Origin of the sequence: Aquiflexum balticum DSM 16537 (assembly GCF_900176595.1) — a bacterium.
Classification (GTDB): Bacteria; Bacteroidota; Bacteroidia; order Cytophagales; family Cyclobacteriaceae; genus Aquiflexum; species Aquiflexum balticum.
In genome coordinates, this window is sequence record NZ_LT838813.1 from 4,367,513 (window position 1) to 4,385,601 (window position 18,089).

Here is an 18,089-nt window from a genome sequence, read left to right on the forward strand (position 1 = left end):
CTACCGTAAAGTTAAAATTTTACAATTGTATATTTTGTTTATTAAGCATAATAGCTTAAATTAAAGACTCCTATCTCGTCAAGCTATGAAAATGCATCCAAATGAACTCTTCTTTTATTACAATCCGGCGCATAGCGTGGATAAGCAAATGAGAGCCTACGCTCAAACAGTAGCCAAACACATCAATGAAATCAATATCGAAAAAGAAAGTATTACCATGACCGGTTGGAGGTCGATATTAGATAAATTAAAGCTCCGTCCCAAAGACCTACTCAATCGTGCACATCCTGATTACCAAAACAAAATTGCAGGTAAAACCTGGGACGATGAAGGATGGCTGAATATTCTGATCAGAAACCCTCATTTACTCAAAGCGCCTATAGCCATTAAAAGAGAAAAGGCCGTGCTTTGCATTAGCCCAAATGACATACTAAGATTGGACTAGACGAGTTCAATTCCATCAGACTTAATCAGAATTTTTTTGGCTTTATACAGTTGACCAATAGACTGTTTGAAATGCTTTTTACTCATTCCCAACAACTCTTTGATAGACTCAGGGGATGATTTATCATGAAGGGGCAAAAATTTCCGGACTTTTAAGACTTCCAGAATTTTTTCCGCCCCTTCTTCATATTTTACCCTTCCGATAGGCAAGAGCTGCAAGTCCAATTTACCATCATCCCGCCGCTTCTTGATGAAAACATTGATCTTATCCCCTATTTCAATATTCTCGAACACCTCATTTTTATACAACAAGCCCTCAAAATTATTTTCGATCAATACTTTAAAACCAAGTTCAGTCTCATCAAAAACCAAGGCTTCCACTTGCTGACCTGCTTCAAAACCCTGGGTATCCTTAATCAGGAAGTCCTCATATTTGGAAACTCCTATCAACCTGTCAGTTCTGAAATCCCGGCAAACCCTCACCAGATATTTTCCGCCGACTTCCATATTTTTTCCCATCTCGGCTTTGGGGACAAAAAGGTCTTTGGGAAGTCCCCAATCAACAAATGCTCCAAATTTTGTGATTTCTTTTGCCTCCATGACAGCAAATTCATCCAACAGGGCAATGGGTCTATTGGTAACAGCAACAGGTCTGTCTTCACTATCTGTATAAATAAAAACCTCCAATTCTTCTCCTGCTTTCTCTTCTCCCTTCAAATAACTTTTTGGAAGAAGGACCTCTCCACCATCATGCAAAGCAAGATATGCTCCGTTTGCAGTAAACCTATTGATCAGAAGACTGTTGATAATTCCTAATTCTTTCATGCTCCAAAGTTAACCTTACAATGTCATATTTCAATGATTACCTTGACCTGTTAGGTTTAAAACCTTAAATGCTAACAAATCACCTGTGCTTGATGAAGGATAAAGATTTCAAAAATATGATCGATGTAATCACATAAAATCTTAAAAATTTGAAAGCCAAACTTTAATCCGGTCAGATTCTCAAATTACAGTCTAACTTGACAATGAAAGGTTGACCAATTTATGCAATTAGGAATTGGATAATCTTCTTAATCAAAGTAGATTTGGGCATTCGATCAAAAGAAAACTCTGTCCCATTGGTGGACATTTTTTCAAAGAATCATTTAAATCATTGAATATAAACCCATTTTGTTATGAATAATATTGCAGTCATTGGTTCTGGAACTATGGGTAACGGAATCGCCCATGTTTTTGCCCAATTCGGTTATCAGGTGAGCCTGATTGACATTCAGCAGGCAGCTCTTGACAAAGCTTTGGCTACCGTTTCCAAAAATCTTGACCGACAGGTCTCCAAAGGTTCCTTATCCGAAGAGGACAAAGTAAAAGCTCTTATCAATATCCAAACATTTACTGAGTTGTCTACAGGTGTGAAAGATGCTGATTTGGTTGTGGAAGCTGCAACCGAAAACATTTCTATCAAATTGGATTTGTTCAGACAATTGGATGAACTCTGTCCTGAGAAAACAATTTTAGCGACCAATACTTCGTCCATTTCCATAACCAAAATAGGTGCGTCCACCAAAAGACCTGAAAAAGTGATCGGAATGCACTTTATGAACCCGGTGCCAGTCATGAAGTTGGTGGAGGTAATCAGAGGATATGCTACTTCAGATGAAATCACAAATCAAGTCATGGGATTGGCCAAGAAACTTGAAAGAGTACCTGTGGAAGTCAATGATTATCCGGGATTTGTAGCAAATAGGATTTTGATGCCTATGATCAATGAGGCCATATACACATTGTATGAAGGTGTGGCGGGAATTGAGGAAATTGACACAGTAATGAAATTGGGCATGGCGCATCCTATGGGACCTTTACAATTGGCGGATTTTATTGGTCTTGATGTTTGTCTTTCTATTTTGAGAGTTTTACATGATGGCTTTGGAAATCCTAAATATGCCCCTTGTCCTCTATTGGTCAATATGGTGGAAGCGGGTTATAAAGGCGCAAAAACAGGTGAGGGCTTTTATAAGTACACTGCGGGAAGCAAAGAATTGAAGGTTTCAGAAAGATTTGAAAAAAAATAACATATATGAACGCAAAGTTGCCAGTAGCATGACAATTCAATTTAATTCTTGCCTGAAGACTGAAATGTCGGGTTCTCCGGGCTTCCGACTTCGGTCTTCCGTCATGTCTGTATTAGAAAATTGAGTTGCTGGCAAAAAAGCGGATAACCATAAGGACAAAATATGCATATAGCAGTTTCCGGAAATATCGGTAGCGGAAAAACCACCCTTACCATCAAATTGGCCAAACATTATGGATGGAATGCGGAATTGGAAGCAGTCGAAAATAATCCCTACTTAGCAGATTTTTATGAAGATATGAAGCGTTGGTCATTCCACCTTCAGGTCTATTTTTTGAACAGTAGATTTAATCAGATCAAAAGAATCAGGGAAACCGGACTTTCTGTAATTCAGGATAGGACCATCTATGAAGATGCCTATATCTTTGCGGCCAATCTTCACAAATCCAAATTGATATCTGAAAGGGATTATGAGAATTACCTCAATCTTTTTCATTCCATGATCAATTTTGTCAAAGCTCCGGATTTATTGATCTATCTTAAAGCAGATATTCCAAAGCTTGTCGGTCAGATTGAAAAGCGGGGAAGACACTATGAAAACGCCATAAGGATAGATTATCTTAAAAATCTCAACAGTCACTATGAAGAATGGATTGGAGGCTATAATAAGGGTAAACTTCTGGTCATAGATGTCAACCAATTGGATTTTGTCGAATATCAGGAGGATTTTTCTTCCATCGTGGAAAGAATTGACAGGGAGATGTACGGATTGTTTTCCTGACAATAATCCCCTAAATCAATTTTCTGGAAATCCAATTGAGCAACATCTGTTGGTTTTCTTCTTTTGGATTTAACAGTAAGTCATCAATTTTCTTCAAACTTCCGCCTGTCATCAGGTTTTCATAAACCGGTATTCTTACCAATTTGAAACCGTGCAATCTTGTGATCAGATCATATTGCACATCATTATAAGCATTTAGTTTCCATCCCGCAGAACCATTACCGGAAAGGTCCCCATACTCTTCACTTTTTCCAAAAACCTTGGAAGCAATGGGAGGACCGTTCCAGATTCTATCCTGAAGTCCTGCTTTCAAACATTCTCTTTCAAAATTTCTGCAAAGTCTTTTATAACTGTCCACCCATGGATAAGAAAAGGTAGAATATAATTCAGACTTCAAAGTGGACAAACGGTACCTGTTAAAGTGAACTGCGTCATCATAAACAAACAAAAATCTGTTTATTTTGAAGTCGATTTTCAGCCTTTCTAAGATGGGCATTCTACCCTTTCCCTTAAGGTCCTCAAATACCGCTTTCAAAAGTGTCTCGCCTTTTCCATTTAAATAGGATGGATTGACCTCAAGATTGAAGTCTGCCTCAACAGGCAAATCTGAAAGACGCAGAATAGTTATAAGATGCTGGACTTTGATCTGATGCATTGGGTCAAATTAATCACCTTTTCTGATAATTTCCCAAGTATGGTCTGCCAATAACTTTACTTCAGCAATAAATTTGGAATATCTTTTTTTTCTTCCCCATTCTTCAGGGGCTACCAAACTCAGAAAATCTGTTTCGTCCTCCTTTTCATACAAAAAGTAATGGTGGTTGATTAAAGGTTCAAAACCCATGGAGGTTTTATAAATCCTTTCGGATACTTCCACACGTTTCTGAATCTTTTTGGCTTGGTCCGCCAAAAGCTGCATCTGTTGATAGATTTGTGCCATCTGCATATCAGTCTGCGAATGCATGGCCGCAACGGCCCTACCGGTAATTTTACCCTTATCTTCGGGTTTAATAATAGCACTCCCACTTTGATGGGCGTAGGGCAAAAGACCAGGAATATCCGTGGTCTTTTCCTTCATTTTTTCAAGGTCTATTTTATCGATATCAATTTTCTGTTTTCCAGTCATTTTTTTTCCAAAGAATCAGATGGGGCTATTCTCTCCTTCAGATTCCCTTTTGAACCTGGAAAAGTAGTTTTTCTTGACATATCCACTCCTATCCATAGCATACTAAGAGCGAAAATTATTGCCAAAACCAAAAATATAATTTTGTTTCTTTTCATATATTTCAAGATAACTAACTTACATTTACAACAGGATGTTTTAAATTTCAAAATTAAACTATTCTTTCGGAGTTAAAAAGAAGACTTCAATTTTGATTATCGCTTAAATGACGCATTTATCTTGTATTTAGGCCGTTTTTAAAAGGATTTTAAAAAAATAAATCAAAAAAGATTAATTTAATTTTGAAATACATAAATTTGAATATTATATACAAAAAATCGGATATACGAATATTTTATGTATCAACTCATTAGCCCTCAAACCATTTTTCAGTATTTTGGCGACGACGATAAAGAAATGCTGCAGGAAATGATCCAAATCATTTTGGATTCAAATCTTCAGGATTTAAAAAACATGGATCAGCTTTATTTGGAAAATGACTGGTCCATGATCAAAAAAAGGTGTCATAAGGCCAAACCTAGTATGAGTTATATAGGTGCTATGCAAACAAGAAAGATCCTTGAATCCATTGAATCGGATTTGGAAGGTTCTCAATCAAAATTCGATGAATTGTTACAACATATAGAAATAATTGAGAAAGAACTGCACACATTTTTAGATTCATTGTAATCATCATTATTTTTTCCCTTCTGCCCATTTTTTATTTCATTATTCAGCCAAGATGCAACATCTTTGGAAGTATCTACTTTAATTGAAGTATCCCAATCATTTATGAAAAAGCGAATTCTAATAAGTATTTCCCTGCTTTTACTGTTTCAATCAGTTGTTTTGAGCCAACAATCCCTTAGCGTTGAAAAGATCATGCAGGATCCAAAATGGATAGGAAATTTTCCTCAAAATATACAATGGGACGAAAAAGGACAGGCAATATATTTTATGTACAGAGCTGAAAATGACCCTGCCGATTCTCTCCATAGGATAGTAATAGGGAAAAATGAAAAACCCGAGAAGGTATCTGTTCAGGAACAAAGACAACGTGTCCCTTCAAATGCGAAATCCAATCTGGCTAAAACCAAGAAAATATTTGCCAAAAACAGTGATATTATCCTGTACGACATTGCATCAGAAAACAGAAGCAACCTTATCAAACTTGGAGATAGAATTTCAAACCCCACATTTTTAGCAAACGAAGGTAGGATTGCTTTTGAAATGTCAAATAATTTATACGTCTTGGATATAAGTTCTGGAAAACTTCAAAGAGTAACTTCTATCCGTACAGGTACGAAAGCACAGGAAAAAGAAGAGAAATCTGCAGAAAGAGAAAAATGGCTCAAGGAAGATAACCTTTCCTTACTTTCAGTCATTCAAGAGCGTGAGGATAAAAAAGAGAAAACCAAATCATATAATGATGCTAATAAAGAAAAAGAACCTTTTTCATACTATTTAGGAGGAAAATCACTGGCAAACCTTCAATTATCTCCGGATGAAAAATTTGCCACAATGCTTTTCTTCTCAAGAACAGAAAACAAAAGAACTGACGTCCCGGATTATACAGATGCCACAGGCTATACTGTAAACCTTCCTGCGAGGTCAAAGGTTGGGGACAAGCCTTCCACTACAGAATTAGCCGTTTATGACCTGGAAAGGGATACCGTATTTTTCGTTTCTACCAAAGATCTTCCAGGAATCAAAGATTTACCTGACTATGTCAAAGATTATCCTGAAAAAGATTGGGAAGAAAAAGAAAGAGATCTTTTGCTATCTGCTCCAATTTTTTCCAATGACGGTAAAAATGCCGTAGTCAATATCCGATCCGTTGATAATAAGGATAGGTGGATTGCTTTGCTTGACCTGAAGACAGGGGAATTGAAGATATTGGACAGACAAAGAGATGAGGCTTGGATAGGCGGACCTGGCATAGGTTGGGGATTTGGTGGAGGTACATTAGGTTGGCTTCCGGACAACAGACACATCTATTTCCAATCAGAGGAAACCGGCTATTCCCATTTATACATCTTAGACATAAATTCCGGGAAAAAGAAAGCATTGACTTCTGGTCAATTTGAGGTTTTTAATCCTTCAATTTCAAAAAATACTAAGTTTTGGTACCTCACCACTTCAGAAGTCCATCCTGGAGAAAGACATTTTTATATGATGCCTTTGATGGGTGGAAGAATGGAAAAACTGACTTCAATGACTGGAAACAATGATGTTAGTCTCTCTCCCGATGAAAAGAATATGGCAATTTTATATTCCTACAGCAATAAGCCTTGGGAATTATACCTGCAGGCCAACACTCCTCAATCTCAACCCCAGCAATTGACCTCAGGTCAAAGTGAAGCTTTTAAATCATATAATTGGAGGGATCCACAACTGATCAAATTCAAGGCTTCTGATGGAGAAATGGTTCCTGCAAGATTATATGTTCCTGAACCGGAAAAGAAAAATGGAGCTGCGGTGATTTTTGTTCATGGGGCAGGCTATCTCCAAAATGTTCATAAATGGTGGTCCAGCTATTTTAGGGAGTATATGTTCCATAATTTACTTACTGAACTCGGATATACTGTTTTGGATATTGATTATAGGGGAAGTGCCGGTTATGGAAGGGATTGGAGAACAGGGATCTATAGGCATATGGGAGGAAAAGACCTTTCAGATCAGGTAGATGGTGTAAAATACCTGGTTGAAAACTATGATGTCAATCCTGAAAAAGTTGGTATTTACGGGGGAAGTTATGGTGGATTTATCACACTGATGGCTTTGTTTAATGCTCCCGAAAGTTTCAAATCAGGTGCAGCCTTAAGATCAGTTACAGATTGGGCCCACTATAACCATGGTTACACTGCCAATATCCTCAATGAACCTTTCAATGATCCAATAGCATATCGACGCTCCTCTCCTATTTATTTTGCTGAGGGTCTCAAAGGTAACCTTCTGATAGCTCATGGAATGGTGGATGTCAACGTGCATTTTCAGGATGTGGTCCGCTTGGCACAAAGGCTGATTGAATTGGGCAAAGACAATTGGGAAATGGCTGTCTATCCAGTGGAAGACCACGGATTTGTAGAACCCAGTAGTTGGACAGACGAATACAAAAGGATATTGAAACTGTTCAATGATACCTTGATTGATTAATTTGTTGATGAAAAGCTATTGGTTTTATAAAGTTAAAAACCTTTGTACTTTTCCAAATAATCCCTAAACCGGTTCATTACCCAAAGATGTATTCTGGCTTGGGTATTGATATAAACAAACCAGGGTAACCTGGGCACAAATTCATGGATGGCTGAGATCATATATCGGCCATTCATTACTTCCCTGAATTCGAGCCAGCCATAGTCAAACCGCTTTACCAGCCATCCGCCTGTAATATAAAACAACTGGCGCTTGATGTCACTTCTATCAGGTATCCAGGTCAATTGCAACATAGGCTTTTTCCCTTTCAGCATAAAGAAGCCAATATCACCCCTTTCATTTTCTTTGACATTGATCAGAAATCTAAAAAATGTCGGAAGCCATACTTTATACCTGTTGGCAACCCAAAGTGCGCTTTTATGTCGGGTATTTGGCATGCGCTGAATACTCCGGACAGTATTTTTCACCTCCCTCTCATTCTTGAATTTTGGTAATTTGGGAAGCTTGTTTTCAGGATTCAAAGCTTCAAGCACACTTTCCCTGAAGGATAAATAATCTATTTCCTTTTCTTTGAATCTCAGTTCTTCAGAGAGGGTTAAGGTATGTTTTAGACTTTCGACCAAAGGCGAAACAAGTTTCATGGGTGTTTCTCCAAAAAAAGATACCCAAAGCTTGGATAGCCCAACTGAAAAAATAGGTACTGAAAAAATCCATCTCCTTTTTCCCATCACCCGAGCAGTTTCCTCCAACATTCCCTTGTAGGTAAGAATTTCAGGACTGCCGATTTCGATGGATTTTCCGAAAACATCCGGATTGCCTAAGCAAACATCCATAATGGTCATGGTATCTCTTAAAGAGATTGCCTGGGTCTGCGAATTGGTCCATTTTGGACACATCAATGCCGGGAGTTTTCTGACAAGATTACGTACCATCTCAAATGATGAACCTCCGGGTCCAACGATGATACCCGCCCTCAAAGCCGTCACAGGAACACCTTTACTACCCAATGTTTTCTCCACTTCCAACCGACTTCTCAGGTGAATGGAGATCTTTTCTTCTGCCACATCTTTGGGCAAAATACCTCCCAGATATAAAATCTGTTTGATGTTATTGGCCTGAGCTGCCCTTGAGAAGTTATCGGCAAGCAGGAGATCAGTATCCTCAAATGAGCCCTGGTCAAGCCGGGTAAGGGCACTCATAGAATGAATCAGGTAAATGGCATAATCAACACCCCGAAGGGCCTCAATGGTGGATGTAATTGAAAAGAGTTCAACTTTGCGCCACTCCACATCCGGGTCGGGATTTTGTACCGCTTCCCTCCTGCTCAATGCAATAATCTTATATTTATCCTTGAAATTGTGGATAAACCACCTTCCGATATAACCTCCTGCTCCGGCAATTGCGATTGTCTTTTTCAATGCATGTTGGGTTGAATACTTAAAATTACCGCCTCAGCTGCTTTTCGGCCGGCTGTCATAGCTGCATTGATGGATCCGTTTAGCAAATAGTCTCCGGATAAAAATACATTATCATAAATCTTTGTTTGAGTCGCAGGCATACTGGATTTCATATCATCTATCTGAGGCAGTGCATCCTCAATTTCATAGACTTTTTCCAATTTAAAGTGTTCGGATTTGATATCAGTCAGGGCTTCAAGTTCTATTTTGACCTTTTCAATAAGTTTATCATCCAATTTCACTGATTTGGTGATAGAAACGGATAAAAGCGCTCTTCCGGTTTTTGAATAGGATTTGCTTACATCTGTCATAAATACAAGGTTATTGACCAAAAATAGTTTGTCTGTAACCAAACCTATCATGGGACTGGCAAAAAATGATTTTTCCAAACTGAAATAGAGATTGACAACTTTTCTGGAGGGTTTGAATTGTCCCAACATCTGAGGAAGAAATTTATCAGGCTTTGCAGCGATGATGATTTTATCTGCCTTTATTCGTTCACCGGAAGCCAATTCAATAAGATTCCCATCTATAGTTTTAACAGCCGTATTCAACCGAATGGAAGTTTTGGTCAATTTGGATTTCAATTGATCTGAAATAGCCTGCATCCCGTTTTCAGGAACAGCAGCATGACCTAAAGAAAACATTTTGAAAACAAAATTGAACATTCTTGAGGAAGTCTCCAGTTCATTTTCAAGAAAAATCCCTTTAAAAAAAGGCATAAAGAAGTTTTCAATGATTTTCTCCGAAAAGCCATAATCTCTTAAAAACTGTAATGTCGTCTTGTCAGGTTCATTGAAAATCTCTTCCTCTTTTTTACTTTTCAAAGATTGCGTCAGTTTGAAAATCCTGAACTTATCCATAAAAGTACCCACGGACGAAAAGGCCATGCTCACAACTTTCAAGGGGTTGCGCAGAGGATCATGAATGGTAAATAAATTGCCCGGCCTAAGTACTATCGCTCCAGGATTGAATTTTTTGAGTTTTAAGGAATCATAATCCAAATACCTTTGAGCTTCGGGATAAGCGGTCAATAAGACCTGAAATCCTCTATCGAAAATAAATCCATCCTGATAATCCGACCTCACTCTTCCACCTACCACCTTATCTGATTCCAAAATAACAGGGCTAAAACCTGCGCGCTCAAGTTCATATGCTGCAATAAGGCCCGAAATTCCTGCCCCAATAATATATATATCCATTTCTGTGTTTAACATAAGCTTCTCTTTAGAGACCATTTTTAACGCAAATTGTTTCCTGTTACAATTTAAGTTTTTCTTTTCTACCGTTTAAAGTTTTATCCTTCGAATACTGTAATTAATGATCAAAACTTGGATGCCTTGGTTTATTTTGCACACAAATTAAAATCCCATGAAAATATTCAAGATCAGTTTATTCCTCCTTTTCTTCAATCTATCATTTGGTGGCTACGCCCAATCAGTCTATTTCCCCCCATTTGGAGATTGGGAGCAAAAAAATCCTTCTGATTTAAAAGTGGATGGTAACAAAATACAAGCAGCTATCGATTTTGCGATTAATACGGAAAGCGAAGCAAATAAAAACATGAAAATAGCGCATTATCAAAGTGCTTTTGGAAGAGAACCATTTGGATTTCCTGTTGGACCTATGAGAGACAGAGGTGAGGCCGCAGGATTGATTGTTTACAAAGGATATATCATCGGTAAATGGGGCGATCCACATCGTGTTGATCTTACTTTCAGTGTAGCTAAAAGTATTTTATCCACCACAGTAGGATTGGCAGTTGACCAAGGTTTAATCAAAAGTGAAAAAGATTTGGTATATCCCTATATGGGACCAATTATCCCCTATGAGCCCCAAAGAGCCATGATGAATAAATCTGATCATTTGATGGAAGAGGATGTTTTTGATTTGTTCGGAACTCCTCACAATAGAAAAATCACTTGGGAGCATTTATTAAGGCAGACCTCCGATTGGGAAGGTTCGCTTTGGGGAAAACCAGATTGGGCAGACAGACCACAGGGAAATTCCTCAGAATGGCTGACACGGGAGAGAAATGAACCGGGAACTGTTTACAAATACAATGATACCCGGGTCAATGTATTGGCTTTGGCAGCATTGAACGTGTGGAGAAAACCACTTCCGCAGGTCCTCAAAGAGCATGTAATGGACAAGATTGGAGCAAGTCCTACTTGGAGATGGACCGGATATGAAAACTCTTATATAGTATTGGACGGGCAAATTGTACAGTCAGTAAGTGGCGGCTCGCATTGGGGCGGAGGTATGTTTATCAGTGCTTATGATCAGGCAAGGTTTGGATATTTGACTTTGAGAAAAGGAAAGTGGAACGGGCAACAGATAATCTCTGAAGAATGGATAAAAAAATCCCGCACGCCCACGACAGTCCAGAGCAATTACGGATTTATGAATTATTTCCTGAATACAGATAGAAAAGAAATCCCCGCTGCTCCTGAATCAGCCTTTTTCCACTTGGGAGCAGGAACCAATATGATCTATGTAGATGAAGAAAATGACCTGGTCATCGTAGCCCGCTGGATCAAAAATGATCAAAAAGCAGAGTTGGTGAGACTGATATTGGAAAGTTTGCCGAAGAGGTAGATAACAGGATTGGTGATTTTCGGATTGTAAGATTGTAAGAACTTGTCCACTGTAGCGGATTGAAAAATTGAAAGATTCTTGGTTATCAGTTTATTAATTAGTTTAAAATCTATTCTGACGCTTAGAGCAGGTATTTTTATTGGCTCCACGATACTCGGGGTAGGCTTTGATTCCTGCCTCTTCATCATTCTTTATTCGATGTTCGTTATTCGATATTTGACTAAGGGTTGCAAGGCTATTGAGTTACTTTTTCAATCTAAATTCTTGCTTGGCTCTTGCTTCTTGTCTCTTGGTTCTTAAATCTCATATCTCAAGTCTTAATTCTCCCTTCCCCCAATTTCTGCGCTATAGCTGAACCTGCCATCAACTGAAGCGAATGATAGACCATCAGGGGTAAAAGAATCACCCCAAAGATTACCGGATCAGGGAACATTACCCGACCCATAACTGCACCTTGTACGAGTGATTTTTTACTTCCACAGAAAACCAACGTGATCATGTCTTCTCTGGTAAAATTGAAAAACCTTGAAACCATGTACATCAAACCCATCATCAAAAAGAAAAATCCCAACATTAAAACACCCAACCAAATCAATTCACCCGCACTGTGTCCTTCAAACATGTTCTCGGCAAAAGACTCAGCAAAAGCTGTGAAAACAATCAATAAAATAATTGCCTGATCAAAGTTTTTGAGAGCAACCTGATGTTTGTTTACAAACTTAATCAGATAGGGATGTACAAACAATCCTATGATTACCGGAAACAAAACCTGAAGACTCAATTTGATAAAGGTATCTGTCAGGTCAAATCCAACCGCTGTTTCCGGTAATATCAAATCCATCCATAGCGGTGTTATAAAAATCCCTACCATACTGGAAATGCTTGCATTGAATATAGCAGCGGGAAGATTACCTCCAGCAATACTTACCATGACAACGGAGGAAGAAACAGTAGACGGTAATGCTGCCAAATAAAAAGTCCCCAACCAAAGATAACTGTCTTCACTGCCCCAAATGGCATAGAGAATCAGTATAATCAAGGGGAATATCAAAAATGTAGTCGATTGGACCAAAAGGTGCAATTTCCAATTAGAAAGCCCCTCTTTTAATTTTTGGGGGCTAAGTTTGACCCCATAAAAAAAGAAAATAAAGGAAATACCTGCTCCTGTAATGGTTTTTAAAGGCAAAGGACTTTCAGACGTCCCCCACTCCGGGAATAATTTGGCCAGGAAAATCATACCGACCAGCAAAAAGAAAAATGTATTCAGCCCGGCCCTTTTTAATGTTTCTCTAAATTTGGACATAATCTAAAGTGAGTTTTGGCCTTTCAAAAAAGATTGTCTTCTGACATTGTCACAGATGATGGCTGTGGCTATAGCCACATTGAGTGATTCAGCATTACCAAATCTTGGGATTGTGATTTTATATTTGACCAATTCTTCCAATTCAAGCGAAATTCCTTTTGATTCGTTTCCCATTAATATGATTCCCGATTCCCCGAAATTTTGCTGATAGATATTATCACCTTCCAGGTAAGCTCCATAAACAGGGAGTTTTGATTCCATTAAATAAGACTTCAGATCTGTATAAAAAACATTGACCCTTGTAAAGCTTCCCATACTTGCATGAAGGACTTTAGGATTATAAAAATCAGCTGATTCCATGGAAAGGATGATTTTATTGATCCCATACCAATCAGATATTCTGATGATTGTCCCCAAGTTTCCCGGATCTCTTACATCGTCAAGGGCAATGGCCCAATCTTTTGGACCTATTTCAATAAATTCATTGGGTTTGATATCTGCAACTGCCAAAGCAGCATCATTGGTTTGGAAAGAACCGATGGACTCTAAGGTTTTTTGGTCAACTTCAAAAGCCTCCCCTGAGAACTTATTTATAATGGAATGATTCTCATTGGCGAATTTGGAAGTAAACAAAAGATGACTGACCTGAAAATTTGAAGCCAGCAATTCCGTTACATTTTTGCCGCCTTCCACAAAAAAAGCATTTTCCTGTTTACGGAATTTTTTTTGGTGCAAGGATTTAATAAACTTAAGCGTATTTTTGCTTAACATCAGGTTAATTGCCGAGTAGTGAATAAAGCCAAATATATAAACTTTCTTTTTCTCGTTTTTTTAATTTCAGGCTGTTCTTTGACCAAGGGACTCAAAGATGATCAATATCTACTTTATGATGTGAAAATACAGGGAGTAGAAAAAAGTGACAAAATAGCCATACAGAATCTTGTCAAACAATACCCAAATACCAGAATTCCTCTTTTGAATACCTCTATAGGTGTTTCTCTCTATCGTTTTGGTGAATGGAACTATGACAGCACCAAATTTTTGAACAAAAAAGCAGTTTTGGAGGAAGAGAAAAATAGCTTATTGAAACTTTCAGAAGAAGGCACTATTAACAGAAAGCAAAGAAAAAGATTGGACAAAATCATGACCAATCTGACTTCTGTGGAAAAAAAGCTGGAATATGGAAATTTCTTTATGCGGACCGGAAATCCCAGAGTCATTTTTGATAGCACAAAAACTGAGGAAAGCAGGAAACAGATTACCTATTATCTTTATAATAATGGCTTCTTTGATGCAGAAACAGACTTTGAAGTGGTGACTGAAAAAAAGAAAGCAAGGGTCACGTATTTGGTGACTGAAAATAGACCTTATATCATCGATTCATTTTACACCAGATCAGATGATGAGGCAATTTATTTTTTACTGGATAAAAATTCCAAATTTTCAAATATCAAAGTAACCGAAATTTATGAGCAGAATTCGATTTCAAAAGAAAGACAGCGAATAGAGGATCTTTTGAAAGAGAACGGGTATTATACTTTTTCAAGGTCTTATGTTGAATATAATGTGTATAAAGATACAGCAGAAAATACGGTTAAAATTGAACAATTAATCCGTAAACCTATCAATTCAGAGGTCCATCAGGTATACACGCTTGACTCCATTTATTTTTCCATTGATCCTCCCAATACAGAATTTTTCAACAATGAATATAAAAGTTCTTTTAAAGACATCAATTTCGAGGTCTACGAAGATAAATATTCAGAAAAAATAATTTCTTCCAGGATTTTTATGAATAAGGGAGATTTATATAACAGAACCAATGTTATAGAAACCCAAAGACAGCTTGCAAATCTCGATTTGTTCAGGTTTGTCAATATTGCATTTGATACATTGGGAAATGTGCTGAGACCCAAAATATTTACCCAGCCAAACCAGAAATATCTTATAACCAATCAGCTTGGAGCAAGTATAACGGAACAGTTACCCGGACCGTTTTTTAGCCATTCCCTAAGAAACAGAAATCTTTTTAGGGGAGCCGAAATTTTTGAGTTTTTCTTTAGGGCAGGTTTGGAAGGAGTCGTGTCTGCAACAGGAGAAGGCGGTGTATTCAGAAGTAGAGAGTTAAATACATCTGCATCAATCATTTTTCCCCAGTTTTTACTTCCTTTAAACAAAGGATCTCTTGAGCGATATGGAAGGTTTAATCCCAATACACGAACTCTTGTAGGTTATAATTATGTCAACAGACCTGAGTATATCAGGGAAAGTTTAAATGGAATAATCAGTTATAATTGGAATACAAGAAATCTCCGACAGCAATTTTCCATTAATGCTTTGGATGCCAATTTTATCAGATCAAATTTAAGTGACGATTTCAGACTGCTATTGGAAGATCTTCAAAATCAAGGAAATAACCTTATCAATTCTTTTCTACCATCCTATGTCAGTAGTATTTCAGGACAGGTAGTGATCAACTTCAATCAGTATGGCGTTTTTCAAAAAAATAAAGCCTCTCTACTGAGATTGTTTCTTGAAAGTGGAGGAACAACATTGAATTTTGTAAACTCTGAATTCTATGAAAATAGGAATTTGTCCTACTTCCAGTTTTTAAAATTCCAGGCCGATTTTAGAAGATTCATGCCCATTTCTCGAAAACAGATTTTTGCTTATAGGTTGAATCTTGGCTTGGCCAAACCCTATGGTGCAAGTAACGGGGTTTTACCATACGAAAAATATTTCTTCGCAGGTGGCAGTACCGGTATCAGGGCATGGCAACCAAGACGTCTTGGCCCAGGTTCAAATACTCCAAATACTTTTAATGATGGGACCTTCGATTACAGGTTTGAGCAGCCGGGCGAAATTCTTTTTGAGGGTATGTTTGAATTGCGGAGTAAACTTTACGGATATTTTGATGGTGCGTTTTTTATAGATATCGGTAATACATGGACTTTCAACGAGGATCTGACCCGTCCTGGAGCAAATTTCGAATTCAACCGATTTTACAAAGAAATCGCGGTTGGTACTGGATTGGGGCTTCGTATGGACTTTGAATTCCTTGTGCTGAGGTTGGATATGGGTGTCAAAGCGGTGGACCCTGCAAGAGATGTGGGAGAAAGGTTTATCCTTGGAGATTTCTTCAAAAGCTTTCTTGGAGAAAGAGGTCAGACTGTGTTCAACATAGGAATTGGATACCCTTTCTGATTATTTGACTTGATTTGACTGGTATTCATGGATGAGATGAAATGCGTAAAAAGTCAGGAGATCCTGAAAATCAAAAAGTTAAAATTATTGGGGAATCCAGTCCTTTGACATTCCCGATTTGATTGGATTTTAATATACTTATTCACTTAAATTTAGTACTTCCGCTTTTTCGTGACCAATAATTGTTTTGTCCATGGGCAATGAAAAATAGAAAGATGACCCATTGCCTTCGCTACTTTCGACCCATATTTTCCCACCGTTTCTTTCCAAAAACCCTTTCGATAAAAGCAATCCTATACCAGCACCTTTATTTTCCTTCCTAGCATTTGATAAAGTTTTCAACTGTGGTTTAAAAAGTTTCTCCAATATTTTATTTGACATTCCAATTCCTGAATCCTTTACCTGAACGATTATTTTTGTTTCATTACGCTTTGCCGAAATCTTGATTTCTCCACCCGGTTGGGTATGTTTTATCGCATTGGAAATAAGGTTTTGAAAAACAGAAACCAACATTTTCCGGTCTGCAAATACGGTTTCATTTTCTTCTATTTGATGAACAAGAGTTATGTGATTGAGCTGTGCCGTTTCCTTCATTCTTTCAAATACTTTTTGAACAAAACAGGTCAATTGAATTTTCTGGGGCATAAATACTTGAGCAGCAAACTTTATTCTGGCCCATTCCACAAGATAATCCAACATTTCCAATTCATCGGTGGAAGTTTTGAGCAGCAGTTCAAGCATTTCATTCACCTCTTCTGCATTCATTTCTTTGATATTGGCCATCAAGTGGGTAACCAAGCCAATTATTCCTGTTAATGGAGTTCGGAGATCATGGGAAATAATAGCAAGTACGCTTTCTTTATGGGTATTGAGGTCTTCAAGATCTTTGATGTAAGTTTTGATGACCTCTTCAGATTTCTTTTTTTCTGTGAGATCCCTTAGGATTTTAACAAATCCCATCATTTCTCCATTGACATCAAGGAGAGGAAAAACCAATCCAAAGGCAAAAAATCTACTTCCATCCTTCCTGACATGCCAACGATTATCTGTTGCCCTTCCGTCTGCAAGTGAAGTTTGGATTTCCGAATTTTGAATACCTAATTCTAAATCTTCATCAGTAAAAATAATGTCAAAATCTTTTCCAATCATTTCATCGGATTCCCATCCAAAGATCGTAGTGGATCCTGAATTCCAACTGTTGATTTTCAATTGTTTGTCCATTGTGAAAATTGAATAGTCCTGAAGGCTATCAATTATTTGGCTGTAAAACTCAGCGGAAGGGATAAATTTTGAGTTAGGTTCTTTGGTGATTATTTTTTCTTGAAGCATTTCAATATTTCGGTTTTTAATAGGTGAAAAAATAAAATTCATATTTTCTGACTTTAGATATCAAAAGTGAGAAAACAACGTCAAAACAGTTTGTAGAAAATTGAATAATACTTGTAAAATTCACTGAAAGAATCAATTCAAGTAAGTTGGCAAGAGAAATCAACCCAATTTATCCTGAACATGCTTCCATTCTTTTGTTTACAACCTAAACAGAAGTTATTTTGGCTTTTCAAATAATCCAAGGGCATCAATAAAAACAGTAAACAGATTTAATTTTAAATGATTCAGAATGGAACTGGAAAAATTTATAGAGTCATTGAAAGAAAAAAATCCTCAAAAGGGGAAATCCATCCAATTGGAAGCCTTATGGCATGACGGAAAGGGGGATTGGAAAAAAGCCCATGATTTGGCAGATGGACCCTCCGATAAATTGTCCTCCAGGGTACATGCTTATCTTCACCGAAAAGAAGGAGATCTTTGGAACGCAGGATATTGGTATAGAAAATCAGGAGAATCCATGCCTGATTTAAGTCTTGAAGAGGAATGGACTATTTTGGTTAACAGGATTTTGGAGCGCGAATGAA

The 18,089-nt window shown here is 37.7% G+C and carries 17 protein-coding genes; 8 read left to right on the forward strand and 9 right to left on the reverse strand.

The window, feature by feature from the left end; all coding sequences use genetic code 11:
• The first annotated feature begins 85 nt into the window (after window positions 1–85).
• Window positions 86–445 (forward strand): arsenate reductase family protein, encoded by a 360-nt coding sequence (locus tag B9A52_RS18430; RefSeq protein WP_084121851.1) that lies wholly within the window; start codon window positions 86–88, stop codon window positions 443–445.
• Here B9A52_RS18430 and B9A52_RS18435 read toward each other — a convergent pair.
• The gene (locus B9A52_RS18435; protein ID WP_084121852.1) at window positions 442–1,269 is read right to left on the reverse strand and encodes a CvfB family protein; all 828 of its coding nucleotides are present in this window, start codon (window positions 1,267–1,269) and stop codon (window positions 442–444) included. The two genes, B9A52_RS18430 and B9A52_RS18435, sit on opposite strands and share 4 nt — an antisense overlap.
• A gap of 353 nt (window positions 1,270–1,622) precedes the next feature.
• Between B9A52_RS18435 and B9A52_RS18440 the strand changes: the two genes are divergently transcribed.
• Both B9A52_RS18440 and B9A52_RS18445 read left to right on the forward strand, forming a co-directional pair.
• Window positions 1,623–2,516, forward strand: a complete 894-nt coding sequence (locus B9A52_RS18440) for a 3-hydroxyacyl-CoA dehydrogenase family protein (protein ID WP_084121853.1) — start codon at window positions 1,623–1,625, stop codon at window positions 2,514–2,516.
• Between the two features lie 162 nt (window positions 2,517–2,678).
• On the forward strand, window positions 2,679–3,296 hold the full coding sequence (locus B9A52_RS18445; protein WP_084121854.1) for a deoxynucleoside kinase: 618 nt from the start codon (window positions 2,679–2,681) through the stop codon (window positions 3,294–3,296).
• 10 nt (window positions 3,297–3,306) lie between these two features.
• Here the strand turns inward: B9A52_RS18445 and B9A52_RS18450 are convergent, their stop codons facing one another.
• From B9A52_RS18450 to B9A52_RS25890, 3 genes are read right to left on the reverse strand one after another with little or no spacing between them, the layout of a single operon-like run.
• The gene (locus B9A52_RS18450) at window positions 3,307–3,951 is read right to left on the reverse strand and encodes a DUF7255 family protein (protein ID WP_084121855.1); all 645 of its coding nucleotides are present in this window, start codon (window positions 3,949–3,951) and stop codon (window positions 3,307–3,309) included.
• Window positions 3,952–3,960: 9 nt separating this feature from the next.
• Window positions 3,961–4,422 (reverse strand): DUF2452 domain-containing protein, encoded by a 462-nt coding sequence (locus B9A52_RS18455; RefSeq protein ID WP_084121856.1) that lies wholly within the window; start codon window positions 4,420–4,422, stop codon window positions 3,961–3,963.
• Window positions 4,419–4,577 (reverse strand): hypothetical protein, encoded by a 159-nt coding sequence (locus B9A52_RS25890; protein ID WP_172805243.1) that lies wholly within the window; start codon window positions 4,575–4,577, stop codon window positions 4,419–4,421. The genes B9A52_RS18455 and B9A52_RS25890 overlap by 4 nt, the downstream gene beginning before the upstream one ends.
• Before the next feature lie 238 nt (window positions 4,578–4,815).
• Here B9A52_RS25890 and B9A52_RS18460 point away from each other — a divergent pair, with 238 nt between their 5' ends.
• The gene (locus B9A52_RS18460) at window positions 4,816–5,148 is read left to right on the forward strand and encodes an Hpt domain-containing protein (RefSeq protein ID WP_084121857.1); all 333 of its coding nucleotides are present in this window, start codon (window positions 4,816–4,818) and stop codon (window positions 5,146–5,148) included.
• A 102-nt stretch (window positions 5,149–5,250) separates the two neighbouring features.
• Window positions 5,251–7,614: a S9 family peptidase gene (locus B9A52_RS18465; protein ID WP_084121858.1), complete on the forward strand. Its 2,364-nt coding sequence runs from the start codon at window positions 5,251–5,253 to the stop codon at window positions 7,612–7,614.
• 32 nt (window positions 7,615–7,646) lie between these two features.
• Here the strand turns inward: B9A52_RS18465 and B9A52_RS18470 are convergent, their stop codons facing one another.
• The gene (locus tag B9A52_RS18470) at window positions 7,647–9,032 is read right to left on the reverse strand and encodes an NmrA family NAD(P)-binding protein (protein WP_084121859.1); all 1,386 of its coding nucleotides are present in this window, start codon (window positions 9,030–9,032) and stop codon (window positions 7,647–7,649) included.
• A complete protein-coding gene (locus B9A52_RS18475; RefSeq protein WP_084121860.1) occupies window positions 9,029–10,288 on the reverse strand; it encodes a protoporphyrinogen/coproporphyrinogen oxidase in 1,260 nt (419 codons plus the stop codon). Before B9A52_RS18475 ends, B9A52_RS18470 begins: the two co-directional genes overlap by 4 nt.
• A gap of 154 nt (window positions 10,289–10,442) precedes the next feature.
• Here B9A52_RS18475 and B9A52_RS18480 point away from each other — a divergent pair, with 154 nt between their 5' ends.
• Complete coding sequence (locus B9A52_RS18480) at window positions 10,443–11,669, forward strand: serine hydrolase domain-containing protein (RefSeq protein ID WP_084121861.1); 1,227 nt, start codon at window positions 10,443–10,445, stop codon at window positions 11,667–11,669.
• A gap of 310 nt (window positions 11,670–11,979) precedes the next feature.
• Here the strand turns inward: B9A52_RS18480 and B9A52_RS18485 are convergent, their stop codons facing one another.
• Window positions 11,980–12,972 (reverse strand): bile acid:sodium symporter family protein, encoded by a 993-nt coding sequence (locus B9A52_RS18485; protein ID WP_084121862.1) that lies wholly within the window; start codon window positions 12,970–12,972, stop codon window positions 11,980–11,982.
• A gap of 3 nt (window positions 12,973–12,975) precedes the next feature.
• Window positions 12,976–13,743, reverse strand: a complete 768-nt coding sequence (locus tag B9A52_RS18490; RefSeq protein WP_084121863.1) for a TrmH family RNA methyltransferase — start codon at window positions 13,741–13,743, stop codon at window positions 12,976–12,978.
• Between the two features lie 18 nt (window positions 13,744–13,761).
• On the opposite strand from B9A52_RS18490, the gene tamL reads away from it, so the two are divergent.
• Window positions 13,762–16,176: a translocation and assembly module lipoprotein TamL gene (tamL, locus tag B9A52_RS18495; protein WP_084121864.1), complete on the forward strand. Its 2,415-nt coding sequence runs from the start codon at window positions 13,762–13,764 to the stop codon at window positions 16,174–16,176.
• Window positions 16,177–16,314: 138 nt separating this feature from the next.
• Here tamL and B9A52_RS18500 read toward each other — a convergent pair whose 3' ends face one another.
• Window positions 16,315–17,505, reverse strand: a complete 1,191-nt coding sequence (locus B9A52_RS18500; RefSeq protein WP_172805244.1) for a PAS domain-containing sensor histidine kinase — start codon at window positions 17,503–17,505, stop codon at window positions 16,315–16,317.
• 289 nt (window positions 17,506–17,794) lie between these two features.
• On the opposite strand from B9A52_RS18500, the gene B9A52_RS18505 reads away from it, so the two are divergent.
• Window positions 17,795–18,088, forward strand: coding sequence for a hypothetical protein (locus tag B9A52_RS18505; protein WP_084121866.1), 294 nt, complete (start codon window positions 17,795–17,797; stop codon window positions 18,086–18,088).
• Window position 18,089 lies beyond the last annotated feature (1 nt).

Coding starts and splice junctions, on each gene's coding strand:
- B9A52_RS18445 (WP_084121854.1), top strand. CDS start 2,679: ATGCATATAGCAGTTTCCGGAAATATCGGTAGCGGAAAAACCACCCTT.
- B9A52_RS18435 (WP_084121852.1), bottom strand. CDS start 1,269: ATGAAAGAATTAGGAATTATCAACAGTCTTCTGATCAATAGGTTTACT.
- B9A52_RS18460 (WP_084121857.1), top strand. CDS start 4,816: ATGTATCAACTCATTAGCCCTCAAACCATTTTTCAGTATTTTGGCGAC.
- B9A52_RS18505 (WP_084121866.1), top strand. CDS start 17,795: ATGGAACTGGAAAAATTTATAGAGTCATTGAAAGAAAAAAATCCTCAA.
- B9A52_RS18440 (WP_084121853.1), top strand. CDS start 1,623: ATGAATAATATTGCAGTCATTGGTTCTGGAACTATGGGTAACGGAATC.
- B9A52_RS18475 (WP_084121860.1), bottom strand. CDS start 10,288: ATGTTAAACACAGAAATGGATATATATATTATTGGGGCAGGAATTTCG.
- B9A52_RS18430 (WP_084121851.1), top strand. CDS start 86: ATGAAAATGCATCCAAATGAACTCTTCTTTTATTACAATCCGGCGCAT.
- B9A52_RS18500 (WP_172805244.1), bottom strand. CDS start 17,505: ATGCTTCAAGAAAAAATAATCACCAAAGAACCTAACTCAAAATTTATC.
- B9A52_RS18485 (WP_084121862.1), bottom strand. CDS start 12,972: ATGTCCAAATTTAGAGAAACATTAAAAAGGGCCGGGCTGAATACATTT.
- B9A52_RS18490 (WP_084121863.1), bottom strand. CDS start 13,743: ATGTTAAGCAAAAATACGCTTAAGTTTATTAAATCCTTGCACCAAAAA.
- B9A52_RS18450 (WP_084121855.1), bottom strand. CDS start 3,951: ATGCATCAGATCAAAGTCCAGCATCTTATAACTATTCTGCGTCTTTCA.
- B9A52_RS18465 (WP_084121858.1), top strand. CDS start 5,251: ATGAAAAAGCGAATTCTAATAAGTATTTCCCTGCTTTTACTGTTTCAA.
- B9A52_RS18455 (WP_084121856.1), bottom strand. CDS start 4,422: ATGACTGGAAAACAGAAAATTGATATCGATAAAATAGACCTTGAAAAA.
- B9A52_RS25890 (WP_172805243.1), bottom strand. CDS start 4,577: ATGAAAAGAAACAAAATTATATTTTTGGTTTTGGCAATAATTTTCGCT.
- B9A52_RS18480 (WP_084121861.1), top strand. CDS start 10,443: ATGAAAATATTCAAGATCAGTTTATTCCTCCTTTTCTTCAATCTATCA.